Source organism: Actinokineospora diospyrosa (assembly GCF_024171925.1).
Lineage (GTDB): Bacteria > Actinomycetota > Actinomycetes > Mycobacteriales > Pseudonocardiaceae > Actinokineospora > Actinokineospora diospyrosa.
Genome location: NZ_JAMTCO010000003.1, coordinates 328,421 through 345,779, shown reverse-complemented (window position 1 = coordinate 345,779; position 17,359 = coordinate 328,421). Strand labels below are relative to the sequence as shown.

3 protein-coding genes (1 of these 3 only partly in view) are annotated in these 17,359 nt (G+C 68.7%); all 3 read right to left on the bottom strand.

The annotated features are described in order from the left end of the window. Window positions 1-5: 5 nt before the first annotated feature. Tightly spaced (each overlapping or abutting the next), the 3 genes in view from LV75_RS06140 to LV75_RS06130 form a layout consistent with a single transcriptional unit that may run on beyond the window. The gene (locus LV75_RS06140) at window positions 6-899 is read right to left on the bottom strand and encodes an ABC transporter ATP-binding protein (protein ID WP_253885670.1); all 894 of its coding nucleotides are present in this window, start codon (window positions 897-899) and stop codon (window positions 6-8) included. Then, the gene (locus LV75_RS06135) at window positions 896-17,125 is read right to left on the bottom strand and encodes an SDR family NAD(P)-dependent oxidoreductase (RefSeq protein ID WP_443612905.1); all 16,230 of its coding nucleotides are present in this window, start codon (window positions 17,123-17,125) and stop codon (window positions 896-898) included. The genes LV75_RS06140 and LV75_RS06135 overlap by 4 nt, the downstream gene beginning before the upstream one ends. Then, window positions 17,122-17,359, bottom strand: the final stretch of a protein-coding gene (locus tag LV75_RS06130; protein WP_253885668.1) for a type I polyketide synthase. Its footprint extends 9,767 nt past the window's final position; only the last 238 of its 10,005 coding nucleotides appear in the window; its start codon lies off the right edge, out of view; its stop codon occupies window positions 17,122-17,124. Before LV75_RS06130 ends, LV75_RS06135 begins: the two co-directional genes overlap by 4 nt.

The window sequence follows — 17,359 nt, the reverse complement described above, 5'->3', positions numbered from 1 at the left end:
GTCTCCTAGGCCGTGGGGGCCGCGGTCGGGGCCTTGGCGGTGTAAGCGAGGAACGCGTCCTCCAGCGAGCCCGAGCTGACCTCGAGGTCGGCGAACGGGGCACCGGAGGCGACGAGGTCGCGCACCAGCTGGTCGGAGTCGGCGGTGATGAGGCTGACGAGGTCACCGGTCTGCTCGACGCCGACGACGCCGGGCAGGCTCGGGACCTCGATGGCCCGGATGGTGACCTTGCGCAGACCGCTGACCCGGCGCAGCGCCTCGACGCTGTCGTCGGCGACGGCGCGGCCGTTGTCGATGATGATGACCCGCTGGGCCAGCTCCTCGATCTCCTCCAGGTAGTGGCTGGTGATGACCGCAGTGCCGCCCGCGGCGTTGTAGGCCTTCACCCCGTCCCACAGCGCCCGCCGCACCTCGACGTCGAGGCCGGTGGTGGGCTCGTCGAGGAACACCAGGTCGGGGCGGCCGACGAAGGCGAGCGCGATGGCCAGCCTGCGCTTCTCGCCGCCGGAGAGGCCGCCGGTCTGGCGCCGCTCGACCTCCTCGAGGTGGAACTGGGCCAGCAGCTCCTTGCGCGAGATCGGGTTCGGGTAGTGCGCGGCGACGAACTCGATCACCTCACCGGCGAGCAGGGTCTCCGGCATGCCGGTCTCCTGCGGGGTCATGCCCATCCGGCGGCGGGCCCGCACGTCGCGCGGGTCGTGCCCGAACAGCTCCACCGTGCCGGAGGTGGGCTTGCGCAGGCCGACGAACATGTTGATCAGAGTGGACTTGCCCGCCCCGTTGGGGCCGAGCAGACCGAGCAGCTGCCCGGCCGGGATCTCCACGCTGAGGTTGTCCACGGCGACCACGTCGCCGTAGCGCCGGGTGACGCCGCTCGCGCGGGCCAGGACTTCGGTCATCGCTGGTGCTTCCTTTCATGGGGCTGCTCGCCGACATGCGCGGCGATCCAGTGGTGGACCGCGTCGGCGGTCGACCCGGCGTGCTCGGACATCATGGTGAAGTGGTTGCCGGTGACGTCCACCATGGACACTGCGGCCACTGTGGATACGTCAGCCACAGTGGACACTGCGGATACAGCTGATGGCGTGGATACAGCGGGCGCTGTGGACACAGTGGGCCAGCTGCTGCGCCAGTCACCGGTAACCTCGCCGAGCGGTTCAGTGGCCCGCACCAGCAAGGTGGGGATGGAGAGGTCGGGATCCGGTACTTGCCAGAAGAGGCGGCCGTACCAGGCCATCGCGGTCAGCCTGGCATCGTCCATTGGCACGTACTGCTCACGTCGTTCGAAGACGCCCTCGGACAGTTCAGTGGACCACTCGTTCATCATCGGATGGTCAAGTGGGTAGATGTCGACAAGAACCAGTCCTGCAGGTGGCCTGCCTTGTTGAGCAAGCCTTGTCGCAAGGCTGTGCGCGAGGGTAGCGCCGCCGGAGTGCCCTAGGAGGAAGACCGGCTTGTCATGGGGAACTCCCTCGGCCAGCCAGTCCAGTGCGACCTCTTGGGTGGCCGGGAGTAGCTCGTCGCGGCCGTAACCGAGCACCGGTAGGGCCGACACGTCACGTTTGCCTCGTAGCGCAGCAGCGAGGCGCGCGAACTCGTGAGGCCCACCGCCTGCAGTCAAACCACTACAGCACAGGAGGAGTCCTGGGTTGTCGCCGGTCGCCAAGGTGATCCGGCGAACCGGAGTGTTGACTTCGACAAGGCTGTCGGCTGCCGGACGGAACTTGGCTGCGTCACCGAGGAACTTGAGGAAGTCGGAGACACGGCTGGTCCTAAGCGCTTCGCGGTAAAGACCTTCCAGAAGCCCGGCAGCGCTATCAGCTGGTGCGCCTTCGAGGTGGCGGGCTAGGTCAGCGGGTGTTGGGTGGTCGAACACGATACTCGCGGGGAGGTCAGTGCCGGTCTCGTCCTTGAGTAGTGCGCGGAGGTCCAACGCGGTCAGGGAGTCCAAGCCCAGTTCCAGGAACTCGCGGTCGACCTCGACGGCACCAGGGTCGGCATGACCAAGAACTCTCGCAGTCGCGGCCTGGACAAGTTCCAACATCGACTCAGGTGCTGTGAACGGCGCGGGTTGTGCGGCGACGGGAGCAGCGACAGCGTCAACCCAGTAGCGCTTGCGTTGGAAGGCGTAGGTGGGCAGTGCGACTCGGCGACCACCCCAACCACGCATGATCTGGGTCCAGTCGACCTTCTGACCATTGACGTGCAGCGTGGCGAGGGCGGACATCAGCCAAGCCGCCTCGTCCTTACCCGCTCGTTGCGCGGCGACGGCGGTCGCGGGCCGCGCGTTGCCCGGGTGCGTCAGGGTCTGATCGGCGAGGGCGATGAGCTGGCTGTCGGGGCCGATCTCCAGGAATCGAGTCGCCCCCCGCGCGCGGAGAGTCCTGATGGCGTCGGCGAAACGCACCGTGGAGCGGATCTGGCGGACCCAGTAGTCCGGCGTGGACATGTCACCGGTGTCGAGTTGCCCGGTTAGCGTCGACACGACCGGGATACGCGCGGGGCCGTAGGTGACACTCTTGGCCACCTCAGCGAACGGCTCCAGCATGGGTTCCATGCGATGGGAGTGGAATGCGCGCGCGGTCCGCAGGAGTTTGACCTGGCGGTCGTTCGAGCGTGCTAGAGCCTCCAACTCGGCGATGACGTCGGCATCCCCGGACAGCACTACCGAGTCGCGGGCGTTGATGGCGGCGATGTCGACACGGTGGCCGTCGATCGCGGTAAGGACCTCGGCCTCAGTCATGCGCACAGCCAGCATGGCGCCGCCGTCAGGCAAGGATTGCGTCAACTGCGCTCGAGCACTCACCAACGCGCACGCGTCAGCTAGGGAGAGAATGCCCGCGACGTGAGCAGCCGCCAACTCGCCGAACGAGTGGCCTGCCACTGCGTCGGGAGCGAAGCCCCAAGTCTCGAGAAGTCGGAACAAGGCGACCTCAACGGCGAAGAGGCCCGTCTGAGTGTATGTCGCCTCGTGGACATCTTCGGTGTCGATGATGTCGTGCAACGGTAGGTCTATGTGCGCACACACGGCGTCGAACGCGTCGGCGTATGCGGGGAACGCGGCATAGAGGCCCTTGCCCATCCCTGCGCGCTGCGCACCCTGTCCTGAGAAGAGGTAGGCCAAGCCACCCTTGCTCGTCACACCTCTGACCAGAGCCGTGTCCGAGCGTCCTTCGACCAATGCGGTTAGGCCGCGTCGGAGGCTGACTGCGTCGCCAGCGAGGACCACGGCCCGGTGCGGGAGCCCGGCCCGTTCAATGGCCAGCGCTCGAGCAACTCCAACAAGGTCCTCATCCGCGACGGCGAGCAACCGTCCTGCTTGGGCCCGTAGAGCAGCGTCCGAGCGCCCCGCCACCACGCACGGTACGACCGTCGGCGCAGCACCGGCCTCCAGCACCTCCGCCGCTTCTGAGACACCCTCGATGACTACGTGCGCGTTGGTCCCGCTCATACCGAAGGACGACACGCCCGCCCGCCGCGGACGGCCTACCTGCGGCCACGCGCGAGGTTCAGCCAGCAGCGCCACAGCCCCGGCATCCCATTCGACGTGACTGGAAGGCTGGTCGATGTGCAGGGTCTTAGGCAGCATGCCGCGGCGCATCGCCTCGACCATCTTGATGATCCCGGCGACACCAGCCGCGGCCTGCGTGTGACCGATGTTCGACTTGATCGAGCCCAGCCATAGCGGCTCGCCACGATCCTGGCCGTAGGTAGCAAGCAACGCCTGCGCCTCCACCGGATCACCCAGCGCTGTCCCTGTGCCGTGCGCCTCGACCGCATCCACCTCGGACGTGGTCAACCGGGCGCTGGCAAGAGCCGCACGGATCACTCGCTGCTGCGACGGGCCGTTAGGGGCAGTGAGGCCGTTGGAAGCACCGTCCGAGTTGACCGCTGAGCCTCTGACCAGCGCTAAGACCTGATGGCCGTTGCGTTGAGCGTCAGACAGCCGCTCTACGAGCAACAGACCAACGCCCTCACCCCAACCAGTGCCGTCCGCACCCTCGGCGAATGACCGGCACCGCCCAGACGCTGCGAGCCCGCCCTGCCTGGCGAACTCGGCGAATACCGTGGGAGTCGGCATCACCGCAACACCACCCGCCACGGCCAGCGTGCACTCGCCAGACCTGAGTGCCTGAGCGGCGAGGTGTAGCGCGACAAGGCTGCTGGAACAGGCAGTGTCAACGGTGACGGCAGGCCCTTCCAAGCCAAACGAGTAGGCGACTCTGCCCGACAGGACGCTATTCGAGGTCCCGGTCATCGCATGCCCCTCGGAGCCCGCAGGCAGTGCGCCTCCCACGCCATAGCCGGAAGCTGACGCACCGACGAACACACCGGTAGCACTGCCTCGCAGCGAGTCCGGCGCGATGCCCGCGCGCTCTAGGAGCTCCCACGTGGATTCGAGCAAAAGGCGCTGTTGGGGATCCATAGCGGCCGCTTCACGCGGCGAGATGCCGAACAGCTCCGCGTCGAAGTCAGTGGCGTCGAGGACGAACCCACCCTCTGCGGTGATCTCCCCGGCCGCCGAGAGATCCCATCCCCGGTCGTCGGGGAATGGGGTCATGGCATCGACGCCGCCGGACACGATCTCCCACAACGCCTCCGGCGAGGTAGCCCCGCCGGGGTAACGGCAGCTCATGGCGACGATCGCGATCGCGTCCTCAGTCACCGGAACTGTTGCCGCTACCTCGACGTCGTTACTGCCACCGATGCGGGCCACGAGCTCGTCGGCGACGGCGTCTGGGGTTGGATAGTCGAAGACCAACGTGGAAGGCAGTCGGATTCCGGTCGCGGTCGCGATCCGGTCGCGTACTTGCACGGCGGTGAGTGAGTCCACGCCAAGGTCGGTGAACGGCACGTCAGCGTCAACTGGCTCGGGGTAGCCGAGGACACCAGCCACCTCTCGGCACACCAGTTCACGGATGCCGTCGATGCTCGTGACTACAGGCGCATCGGCGGCGACGGATGCGAAGTCAGCCAGGAGCGGGCTGGGGCGCGCAGTCGTGAAAGAGGGTTCGAACCTGTCCCACTCGATGTCTGCGACAGTGGTCGACTCAGTCAGCGCTAGCGCCGTGACAGCCAACTCAGGACGCAGTGGGTTGATGCCGCGCTTGCGCAGATAGTCATGCGCCCGCTCGGCCATGCCCGCACCTGCCCAGGGCCCCCAGGCAATGGCAGCGCCTGCCTTGCCTTCGGCCCTGCGACGCTCAGCGAGAGCATCAAGGTAAGCGTTTGCGGCAGAGTAAGAGGCCTGACCGCCACTACCCCACACTCCAGCGATCGAGGAGAAGAGGACGAACAACTCGGCGTCAGGGAGGAGCTCGTCGAGGTGGCGCGCCCCGACGACCTTGGCGCTTAGCGCGTCGTCGAACTCCTCAGGAGTGGTGAACTCCAGCGGGACCGTTGAAGCCACGCCCGCCGCGTGGACGACCCCGGTGACCGGGTACTCGTCGAGCAGAGCGCCAAGCGCGACCTTGTCCGTCACATCGCAGCCGACGACAGTGGCCTTGGCTCCGTGAGAAGCGAGGTCGTCAACCAGATCTTGAGCCGCGGCGCCGGACCGATTGATCAACAGCAGGTCCGTCACACCGTGGTCGGCCAACCAGCGGGCAGTCGCTGCGCCAAGAGCGCCCGTGCCGCCGGTGATGAGTACCCGCCCGCGGTGGGCCCACGTCGGCCGCGAGGTGTCTGACGCGCGAGTGAGTCGGCGGGTGAAGACCCCTGCGGGGCGAATGGCGAGCTGATCTTCACCGGGGAGAGCGCCACCCAAGATGGCGCTAAGGCGGGTAAGTGCGCGGCCGTCGAGTTTGGTCGGTAGGTCTACCAGGCCGCCCCAGCGAGCTGGGTGCTCCAGTGCGGCGACCCTGCCGAGGCCCCATAGAAGGGCCTGCTCTGGGTCGGCGGGGGCGTCCGCGCGTCCCGTACTGACTGCTCCTCGAGTGAGTGCCCAGATGGGAGCGTCAACCTTGTTCAGCAAGGTGACTGTGTCGCGAGCGGGCAACAGCGAGACGACGCCATCCCACTCGCCATTGGGCAAGCCGTCGGATAGGCGCGCTAACGTCGCGCCGGGGATGGCATCGCGAAGGTCGTCTGGGCACTCACCGGCAGAGACGATGAGCCAGCGGCCAGTAGGCCCGACAGACACGGCAGGCAGCTCCGCCGGGCGCCAAGTGACGCGATAGAGCCAGGAATCAACAGTCGACTCGTCTTTGCGCGCCTTGCGCCATGCCGATAGAGCGGGCAGCAAGTCGGCGAGCGTGTCGACGTCAACTCTGAGGGTGTCCGCGATGCTCGCAGCGTCCTCTTGCTCTACCGCCGCCCAGAAGCTCTGCTCCCCTGGGTCCGCAGCGAAGACCGGCTTAGCCGTGTCAGGCCAGTAACGCGTGCGGTCGAAGGCGTAGGTGGGGAGGTCGATGACCTTTCCACCCCACTCGCGTGCTCTTGCGGCCCAGTCGATCCGAACGCCGTCGACGTGCGCGTGAGCAAGGGTGAGCAGGTCGTCGCCGATGGCCTCGGAATCAATCGGGGTGCGGACAACTCCCTGCAACAGGTGAGGCGAACTCTGACCAGCGGCAAGAGCGGCCAGTCCAGCCGCGTAGTCGCCGATGACAACCGCGCGGTGCTCGAGAACAGCGCGGGAGCCAGCCAACGTGGTGGCCACATCGACGGGGTTGGCCTCGACGTTCGTTAGGCGCTTAGCCAACTCTCGCAGGGCGAGCTCACTGCGAGCCGACAGCAACCAGGGCAGCTCGCGGGCATCGTTAGGCGCACTGTGTTCGTCTGTGGGGTATTCCTCGATGATGGTGTGCGCGTTAGTGCCGCTAAGGCCGAACGATGACACTGCCGCGCGGCGGAGGTCCTCCGACGGCCAAGGCTGGTTCTCGGTCAGCAGCGCGATTGAGCCCACCGACCAGTTCACGTGAGTAGTCGGCCGATCAGCGTGCAGGGTCTTCGGCAGTTCCTTGTGGCGCAGCGCCATGACCATCTTGATGACGCCAGCGACACCTGCTGCCGCCTGCGTGTGCCCGATGTTGGACTTGACCGAGCCAAGCCAGAGCGGGTCAAGGCGATCCCGGCCGTAGGTGGATAGCAGCGCCTCGGCCTCGATGGGGTCACCGAGCGAAGTTCCGGTGCCATGCGCCTCCACAACATGAACGTCTTCTGGGCGGAGCTTCGCGTCCTCTAGAGCCGCTCGGATAACCCTCTGCTGCGCTGGCCCGTTAGGTGCAGTCAGGCCGTTGGAGGCGCCGTCCTGGTTGACGGCACTTCCGCGAACAACCGCAAGGACCCGGTAGCCCTTCGCGACCGCATCGGACAGGCGAGTGAGCAAGAGGACCCCAACACCCTCACCCCAGCCCGTCCCGTCGGCACCTTCCGCAAATGCCTTGCACCGGCCGTCGAAGGCAAGCCCGCCTTGTGCGCTGAACTCGATGAACGTGCTCGGCTGCGGCATTACGGTGATCCCACCGGCCAGTGCCATAGAGCACTCGCCGTCCCGCAAGGCCCTTGCAGCGAGGTGTAGCGCGACCAGGCTGCTAGAGCAGGCAGTGTCAACAGTGATCGCTGGCCCGCGGAGCCCGAAGGCATATGAGATCCGGCCAGACAGCACGCTGGCCGTGTTGCCGGTACCTAGATGGCCCTCTACGGCCGCGTCAGATCCCAGGAGCAGGGTCGCGTAGTCCTGCCCGTTGGTGCCTGCGAAAACACCGATATCGCTGTCACGCACCGACAGAGGGTTGATGCCCGCGCGCTCGAATACCTCCCACGAGGCTTCAAGCAGCAACCGTTGCTGTGGGTCCATGGCGAGGGCTTCGCGGGGAGAGATACCGAACAGCCCGGCGTCAAAGCTGGCGATGTCGTCGAGGAAGCCACCAACACGCGCCGCCGAGCCCTTCAGCGCTTCGAGGTCCCAGCCCCGGTCGTCGGGGAACTCAGACATGGCGTCAACACCATCGCGCACCAACGCCCACAGGGCCTCCGGGCTATCAACACCACCGGGGAATCGGCAGCTCATCCCGACGATCGCGATCGGTTCCGTGACCCCGCGCTCGGTAGGCCTATCGGTGACTTCGACAGTGCTTGCGTTGCCGACCAGGCCAGTAAGGTGCTTGGCGAGCTCAGCCGGAGTGGGGTGGTCGAACACGAGTCCGGCAGGAAGCGGCATCCCGATCTCGGCTGCGAGCAGGTTGCGCAGCTCCAGGGCGGTTAAGGAGTCAAAGCCGAGATCACGGAATGGACGACCTGCCTCGATGGAGGTGGTGTCCACATGGCCGAGGACGGAGGCAGCCAGCTCGACGACCACCGAGTCCAAATCAGTGCGCGCTCGGCGAGGTTTGCTCGCAGACTGAGGAACGCTATGGCTCCTCTTAACGAGCTCGGACAGGAGCGGGCTCGGGCGGGCAGAGGTGAATCCGGGTGCTAGCACGTCCCAGTCGACATCCGCGATGACGTAAGAGCCCTGCTTAGTCAAGGCATCCCCGAACGCCTTCAAGGCGCGCGGGGCGGCCATCGGGTGCATTCCGGTCCGGGCAAGGCGATCAGTCAACCCAGCAGCCATCCCGTCGCCTGCCCAAGCACCCCATGCCAGCGACAAGGCAGGCTTGCCGTTTGCCTTACGCCGCTCGACGATCGCATCGACTTGAGCGTTCGCGGCCGCGTAGGCACCTTGGCCCGGATTGCCCAGAACGCCCGCGAGCGAGGTGAACGCGACGAACAAGGCGTCGTCGGGGATCAGCTCGTCGAGTAGCTCAGCGGACCCGGCTTTCGCGTCGATCACCACGGCCAGCCGCTCCGCTGTCAGCCCAGCGACCAAGCCGTCGTCAAGAACACCTGCGGCGTGGATGACAGTGGAGATCCGGTGTCGGGCGACGAGATCAGCGACGGCGGTCCGGTCGGTCAAGTCGAGGGCGACAACCTGGGCCCCGAGTTCGGCGGCCAGGTCCTCAGCTCCTGGGGCGGCGATCCCCCTCCTGCTCACCAACACCAACTCGGTCGTGCCACGGGCGCGCAGCCAGCGGGCGACCTGGGCGCCCAACGCGCCCGTCCCACCCGTGATCAACACCGTCCCGCGACCATCACCCTTTCGGGCATCCACACCCGCCGGGGCTCCGGTGTTCTTGTAGGTAGATGAATCACTCGGAGGAGAGACCATGCTGACCGGACGTTCCGCCCGCCGAAGCCGCCGACCGAACACCCGCCCCGACCGCACCGCGACCTGGTGCTCACCCGACCGCAGCGCGGCGACGATCCCGGAGTCGTCGAGCGAGGCGACATCCACCAACCCGGCCCACCCGGCGGGGTCTTCGAGAGCGACCACCCGACCGATTCCCCACACCGCGGCCTTCCGCGGATCAATCGCCGCATCATCTGTAGCCACAGCATCAACAGACACAGCGCCGATAGACACAGCGCCGACCGTGACCGCCCACACCGGCGCCGTGAACCGGAGGGTGTCCAGCACCGCAGCCGCGGAGTCCACCACGACAACGACCCCGTCGAGATCTCCCGCGTTCTCAGTGTCGGCGTTCCCGCCTCGTGCGGGTCCGGAGATGACCTGGGCGCCCGCGCGCTCCAGAGTCGACGCGATCTCGGCGGAGCCGAGCACCAACCACCGACCGGACAGGGCGGTCCCGGCCGCGGGTAGTTCCTGCCAGTCAACCCGGTAGAACCACGGCTCGGGGGCGGGGTCGGGCCAGTAGCGCTGGCGTTCGAACGGGTAGGTGGGGAGTGCGACACGGCGGGCAGCCCACGGGCGCAGGTATGCCCGCCAGTCGACCTCGACACCCCGGGTGTGGAGGCGGGCCAAGGCCGCGACGAGGGTGCTGGGTTCGTCCCGGTTCGGGCGGAGCGCGGGAACCGCCACGACATCGGGGCTGATCTGCTGGGTGAGCGCGCTCAAGACGCCATCGGGGCCGAGCTCGATGGCGGTGGTGACATCGAAGAGGGAGTCGATCGCGTCAGCGAAGCGAACCGGTTCGCGAACCTGGCGGACCCAGTACTCAGGACTGTCCACGGAACCAGGAGCGGTGGTGATGATCGGAATGTTCGGACGGTGATAGGTCAGCCGCTCGGCGACCTGAGCGAACTCGCCGAGCATCGGCTCCATGCGGTGGGAGTGGAACGCGTGCGACACCGTGAGCCGCTTGACCTTGCGCCCCTCCTCCCGCCAACGAACCGCGTGCTCCCCCACCGCGGCCGCATCACCCGACACCACCAACGAACTGGGCCCGTTGACCGCCGCGAGGTCCACCCCCGCCCCCAGCTCAAGATCCCCCTCGGCGGCCTCCACGGCGAGCATGGCCCCACCCGTCGGCAACGCCTGCATGAGCCTGCCGCGAGCGGTCACCAACGCGCAGGCATCGTCCAATGACAGCACACCCGCCACATGCGCGGCAGCCAACTCCCCGATCGAGTGGCCAACCAACACATCCGGCACGACCTCCCACGACTCAAGGAGCCTGAACAACCCGACCTGCAACGCGAACAACCCCGCCTGCGTGTACACCGTCTGATGAACATCCTCATCCCCAACGGCATCCCACAGCGGCCGATCCAGCCCAACCCGCGCACACACAGCATCAACAGCACCCGCGAACACCGGATAGGCGGCATACAACCCCGCCCCCATCCCCACCCGCTGCGCCCCCTGCCCCGTGAACAGGAACGCCAACTCCCCATGCACAACCACGTCCTGGACCCACTGCCCCCCAACCAAAACAGCCCGATGCCCCAACGCCGCCCGCGTAGTCACCAACGACCAGGCCACATCCGCTTCTCCACCAACCACCCCCCGCAAAGCCGCAACCTGCCGCTCCAACCCACCCCCCGACCCCCCCGAAACCACAAACGGCAACGGCACCCCCTGCCCGCCCTCGGGACCCACGCCCCCACTACCCGCCACCCCGGCCCCGCCGACCTGACCAGGCGAGCTGACCTGGCCACCTTGAACAGGTCGGCCAGAGTGACCGGGCTGGCTCAGCCCGCTGAACTGAACAGGCGAGCCAAACTGGGAAGCGTTGCCGGACTGGGCAGGCGAGCCGAACTGGCCAAAAGGAGCAGGCTGGCCGGGCTGAACGAGCGAGTCGATCTGCTGAACCTGGCCAGGGCCGTCGAGCAAGCCGGACTCGCTTTGCTGAGCAGACGAACCTAGCTGGCCAGCCTGGCCGGGCTGGGCGAACTGGCCGGGCTGAACAGGTGAGCCGGGCTGGGCGGGTAGGTCGGGGTGGGCGGGTGGGGCCTGTTCCAGGATGGTGTGCGCGTTGGTTCCGCTGATGCCGAAGGACGACACCGCCATGCGGCGGGGGCGGGTGACGGTGGGCCAGGGGCGGGTGTCGGTGAGGAGGGAGACCGCGCCGGTGGTCCAGTTGACGTGGGGGGTGGGGGTGTCGATGTGGAGGGAGGCGGGGAGGGTGCCGTGGTGCAGGGCGAGGACTGCCTTGATGACGCCCGCGACGCCTGCGGCGGCTTGGGTGTGGCCGATGTTGGACTTCACGGAGCCGAGCCACAGCGGCTCGGTGCGGTTCTGGCCGTAAACGGAAAGGAGGGCTTGGGCCTCGATTGGATCACCTAGCGCGGTGCCGGTTCCGTGGGCTTCGACCGCGTCGACGTCGGTGGGGGTGAGGGCGGCTGATTCCAGGGCGGCGCGGATCACGCGCTGCTGGGCAGGGCCGTTGGGCGCGGTCAGGCCGTTGGAGGCGCCATCGGAGTTGATGGCGGTCCCGCGGACGACCGCGAGGACGTCGTGGCCGTTGCGGCGGGCGTCGGACAGGCGCTCGACCAGCAGGACGCCGACGCCCTCGCCCCAGCCCGCGCCGTCGGCGGAGGCCGCGAACGACCGGCAGCGGCTGGTCGTGGACATGCCCCGCTGGCGGCTGAACTCGGTGAAGATCCCCGGCCCGGACAGCACCGTGACCCCACCCACCACCGCCAGGTCGCACTCACCCCGCCGCAGCGCGTGCACAGCGAGGTGCAGCGCGACCAGACTGCTCGAACACGCCGTGTCAACGGTGAGGGCGGGTCCCTCCAACCCGAACGCGTAGGCCACCCGGCCGGACACCACGCTGGGCGATCCGCCGGTGGCGAGGTACCCCTCACTGCCGGACGCGGTCAGGAAGCTCATGTAGTCCTGACCGCCGGTGCCCGCGTACACCGCGGTCTGCGAACCCTTGAGCGACAACGGGTCGATCCCCGCCCGCTCAAACAGCTCCCAGGTCGCCTCCAGCAACAACCGCTGCTGCGGATCCATGGCGAACGCCTCGCGCGGGGAGATCCCGAACAACCCCGCGTCAAACACGGTGGCGTCGATGAACCCGCCCTCACGGGCGTAAGTCGTACCGGGGTTGTCCGGATCCGGGTGGTACAACGCAGCGAGATCCCACCCCCGGTCATCCGGGAACGGCGTCATGGCATCCACACCGTTGACAACCAACTCCCAAAGATCCTCAGGCGACCGAACCCCGCCCGGGAACCGACAACTCATCCCCACAATGACAATCGGGTCCTCATCAACCCCCACCTGCCCGACCACCTCAGCGGCGGACGCCAAACCCACGCCAGCGGCCTCGGGGTGGACGCCAGCTTCTGCAGCGGGCGATGACAGCCTGACTGCTTGGACTACAGCCGCGTCAGAAGCGTTGGTCGGCGCACCGGCGATAGGAGCGGCGGCCTCGCCGACAGCTAAGCCAGCGGAGGATGCGCCAGCTTGGGCCGTTGCTGCGTCAGCAGTTCTGGTTGGCGCGACGGCGGGAGGAGCCGCAGGGGCAACGGCGGGGGTGAGGGCGGTGATCTCGGTGGTGAGGAAGCGGGCTAGGGCGGCGGGGGTGGGGTGGTCGAAGACGACGGTGGCGGGGATTTGGAGGCCGGTGGCCAGGGTGAGGCGGTTGCGCAGTTCGACGGCGCCTGCGGAGGCCAGGCCTAGGTCTCCGAAGGCTCGGCGGGGCTCTACCGCCGTCGGGGTGTCGTAGCCGAGGACCAGGGAGACCTGTTCGCGGACCAGGGCGAGCACGGTCCGGTTGCGGTCTGCCGGGGAGACCTCTGCCAGGCGGTGGGCAAGGGGGCGGACCGGCTCGGCTGGGGTGGTTTCGGTGAGGTCGTCGAGCAGGTGGCTGGGGCGGGTGGTGGTGAAGAACCAGCCGAAGGTGTGCCAGTCGATGTCGGCGATGGCGATGGCGGTGTCGTTGTTGTCGATCGCCGCCCGTAGGGCTCGCAGGGCCTGTGCGGGCGCCATGCGGGGGACGCCGTGGCGGGCCATGGCGTCGCCGATGGGGCCTTCGGCCATGCCCGCGCCGTCCCAGGAGCCCCAGGCGATCGAGGTCGCCGGGAGGCCTTGGGCGCGCCGGTACTGGGCGAAGGCGTCGAGGAAGGCGTTGCCGGGGCCGTAGTTGCCCTCCCCCGCGGCGCCGAAGACGCCCGCGAGCGACGAGAAGAGGACGAACGCGTCGAGGTCGGCGGTGAGCTCGTGCAGGTTGATCGCGGCGGCGACCTTGGCCCGCAGGGCGGTGTCGACGCGGTCGAGGGTCAGCGAGTCGAGGATGCTGGAGTCGACGACCCCGGCGGCGTGGAAGACCGCGGTGGGCGGGTGTTCGGCCAGCACGGCGGCCAAGGCGGCGCGGTCGGCGGGGTCGCAGGCGCGGATGGTGACCCGAGTCCCGAGGGCCACCAGCTCGGCCGCCAGTGCCGCGGCACCGGGGGCATCGGGGCCGCGGCGGCTCAGCAGCAGCAGGTGGTCGACTCCCGCGGTGGCGAGCATGCGGGCGACGTGGGTGCCGATGGCCCCGGTGCCGCCGGTGATGAGGACCGTGCCGGTCGGCGTCCACCGGCGCCCGACCGCGGGCGGCTGGGCGCGGCGCAGGCGAGCGGCCCGGACACCGTCGGGGCGGACCTGGAGCTGGTCTTCGTCGCGCTGCGCCACCGCGCTGGCCAGGTGGTCGAGCGCGCGGTCGTCGGGCTCGGCAGGCAGGTCGACGATGCCGCCCCACCAGGGGTACTCGTGCGCGGCGACCCGCCCGAGGCCGACGACCAGCGCCTGCACCGGGTGGGCGGCGGGGTCGGTCGTCGCGCACCAGAGCGGGATCTGGAGTTTGGTGGCGTGCAGGGCGTGGATCAGGGCGATCGTGTCCGCGAAGCCCTGCGGCACGGCAGAGTGCCCGGGCGTGGGTTCCTCCGCGAGCGCCAGCAGCGACAAGACCCCGGTGGGCCGCAGGGTCGCCAACTGGTCCAGGGCACCGATGTCGACGATCGTGGCCCCGAGCCGGGAGGCGACCGCGACCGCCAGAGGCTGCTCACCCCTGACGACGACGACCCACTGCCCGAGCGGGGCAGCGGGCAGGACAACGGGACTCCAGGCCACCTCGTAGCGCCAACTGTCGGTTGTAGACAGCGTTGTTGTGGAGAGCGTGGTGGTGGCGAGGGTGTTGAGCCAGAAGCGCCTGCGGTCGAACGCGTACGTCGGCAGGTCGACCCGGGTGCCGCCCCAGGGACGGCTCAGGGCGCGCCAGTCGACGGTGACGCCGTGGACGTGGGCTTCGGCGAGGGCGGCGAGCCAGCGACGGGTGTCGCCCTCGTCGCGGCGGAGGGTGGTGAGGACGGCGGCGGCGAGTCCGGCGTCGGCGAGTCCGGCGTCGGCGACGGTTTCCCCGAGACCGTAGGTGAGCACCGGGTGCGGGCTGACCTCGATGAACAGCGAGCGGCCCGCCTCGAGCAGGCCCCGCGCGGTCGCCTCGAACCGGACGGGTTCGCGCAGGTTCGTGAACCAGTACTCGGCATCCAGGGCGGCGGTGTCGATCCGATCAGCCGTGACCGCCGAGTGGAACGGGATGTCGCAGGCACGGGGGCGGATCGGGGCGAGGTCGGCGAGCAACCGATCGCGAAGGCGGTCGACGTGGGCGGAGTGAGAGGCGTAGTCGACCGGGACGCGTTTGGCGCGGATCCCGGCGGTGGCGCAGTGTTCGACGAGGTCGTCTAGGGCAGCGGCGTCGCCGGAGACGACCGTCGAGGTAGGGCCGTTGATCGCGGCGACGCTGACCCCGGACCAGCGCCCGATCAGCTCAAGCGCGGCGGATTCGCCAAGAGCAAGTGAGACCATGCCACCAGCACCGAGCAGCTCAGCGATGGCTCGACTGCGGAGCGCGACAACCCGCGCACCGTCCTCAAGGGACAGACCGCCCGCGACGACGGCGGCGGCGATCTCCCCCTGCGAGTGGCCGACGACGGCGGCGGGCACCACCCCGGCCGAGCGCCACAGCGCGGCGAGCGACACCATGACCGCCCACAGCACCGGCTGCACGACGTCGACCCGGTCGAGGTCGCCACGGCCGCGCAGCACGTCCGGCAGGGACCAGTCGACGTGCGGGGCGAGGGCGTCGGCGCAGTCGCGGATCCGGTCGGCGAACACCGGCTCGGTGTCCAGCAGCGACGCGACCATGCCCGGCCACTGGGCACCCTGCCCGGGGAACACGAACACCACGCCGCCCTGGCCGAGGTCACCGGTGCGGACCACGACGCCCGGCACCTCCCGCCCGGCGGCAAGCCCGTCGAGGCCGCGCCCGAAGTCCTCCGGCGAAGCACCCAGCACGACAGCGCGGTGGTCCAGGGACGCTCGTGACACCACCAGCGAGTGGGCGGTGTCGACCAGCGCGGCACCCCCGACATGCGCGCGCAGTCGAGCGGCTTGACCGCGAAGGGCCGCCGCGGTCTTGGCGGACAGCACCCACGGGAGGACGGCGGGAGCCGTGGGCTCCTGACACGGATCCGGCTGGGTGGGGTGTTCTTCGATGATCACGTGCGCGTTGGTGCCGCTCACGCCGAAGGAGGACACCGCGGCGCGGCGGGGTCGGTCGGGGTCGTGCGGCCATGGCTGGGCCTCGGTGAGCAACGAGACCGAGCCCGCCGTCCAGTCGACGTGGCTGGTGGGCTCGGCGACGTGCAGCGTGCGCGGGAGCACCCCGTGCCGCAGGGCCAGGACCATCTTGATCACGCCTGCGACGCCCGCGGCGGACTGGGCGTGGCCGATGTTCGACTTCAGCGACCCCAGCCAGAGCGGCTCGGCGCGGTCTTGGCCGTAGGTCGCCAGGACGGCTTGGGCCTCGATGGGGTCACCGAGGGAGGTCCCGGTGCCATGGGCCTCGACCACATCGACGTCCGACGGGTTGAGCCGGGCATTGGCGAGGGCGGCGCGAATGACGCGCTGCTGCGAAGGACCGTTGGGCACGGTAAGACCGCTGGAAGCGCCGTCGGAGTTGACCGCGCTACCTCGTAAGACCGCCAGCACGGGTAACCCGTCCCGCTCAGCGTCACTTAGCCGGGCAAGCAGGAGAACACCAACGCCCTCAGCCCAGCCCGCGCCATCAGCGGACTCGGAGAACGACTTGCACCGACCGTCGGAGGCGAGCCCGCCGGACATACCGAAGTCGACGAACGTGTTAGGCGTGACCATCACGGAAACGCCGCCTGCTAGAGCAAGGGAGCATTCGCCATTACGCAGGGCCTGCGCGGCCAAGTGCATCGCCACGAGGCTGCTGGAGCATGCGGTGTCGACGCTAAGAGCAGGACCTTCAAGGCCGAGTGCGTAGGCGACGCGGCCGGACACGACGCTGCCCGCGCTACCAGTGCCGAGGAACCCCTCGACGCCTTCCGGAATGTCTAACGGGCGTGCCGCGTACTCGTGGTACATGACACCGGTGAACACGCCGGTACGGCTGCCGCGCAGGGAGAGCGGATCTACCCCGGCGCGCTCAATCGCTTCCCAGGAAGCCTCTAGGACAAGCCGCTGCTGCGGGTCCATGCCCAGCGCTTCGTTCGGAGAGATGCCGAACAGCGACGGGTCGAAGTCCGCGACCCCGTCGAGGAAGCCCCCCTCGCGGGTGAACGCCACGGAGGACTGCTCGAACGGCGTAAGGTCCCAACCCCGGTCGGTGGGGAACCCTCCGATCGCGTCGACCCCGTCGTCAACCAGCCGCCATAGAGCTTCCGGACTGTCCACGCCCCCCGGGTACCGGCAGGCCATCCCCACGATGGCGATGGGTTCCCGTTCGACTTGCCGCAGCCGCTGCCGGGTCTGCGTCAGGTCGGTGGTGACCCGGCGCAGGTACTCCCGGAGTTTGGCCTCGGTGGACTCGGCGGAGGTCATCAGGCCCCCAACTCGTTGTCGATGAAGGCGAACATCTCCTCGTCGGACGCCTCGGCGAGCGAGGCCTCCTGCTGGGGCGCGTCAAACCGGGCGAGGACCGCCTGCAACCGGGCCACGGCCCGCGAGCGCACCTCACCGTCAACGGTGGTCAGGTCCGCTTCCAACTGGTCCAGGTGCGCGAGCACAGATGGCGTCTCTGCGACCCCCACGCGTTCCATCAGGTAGTCGGCGAGCTTG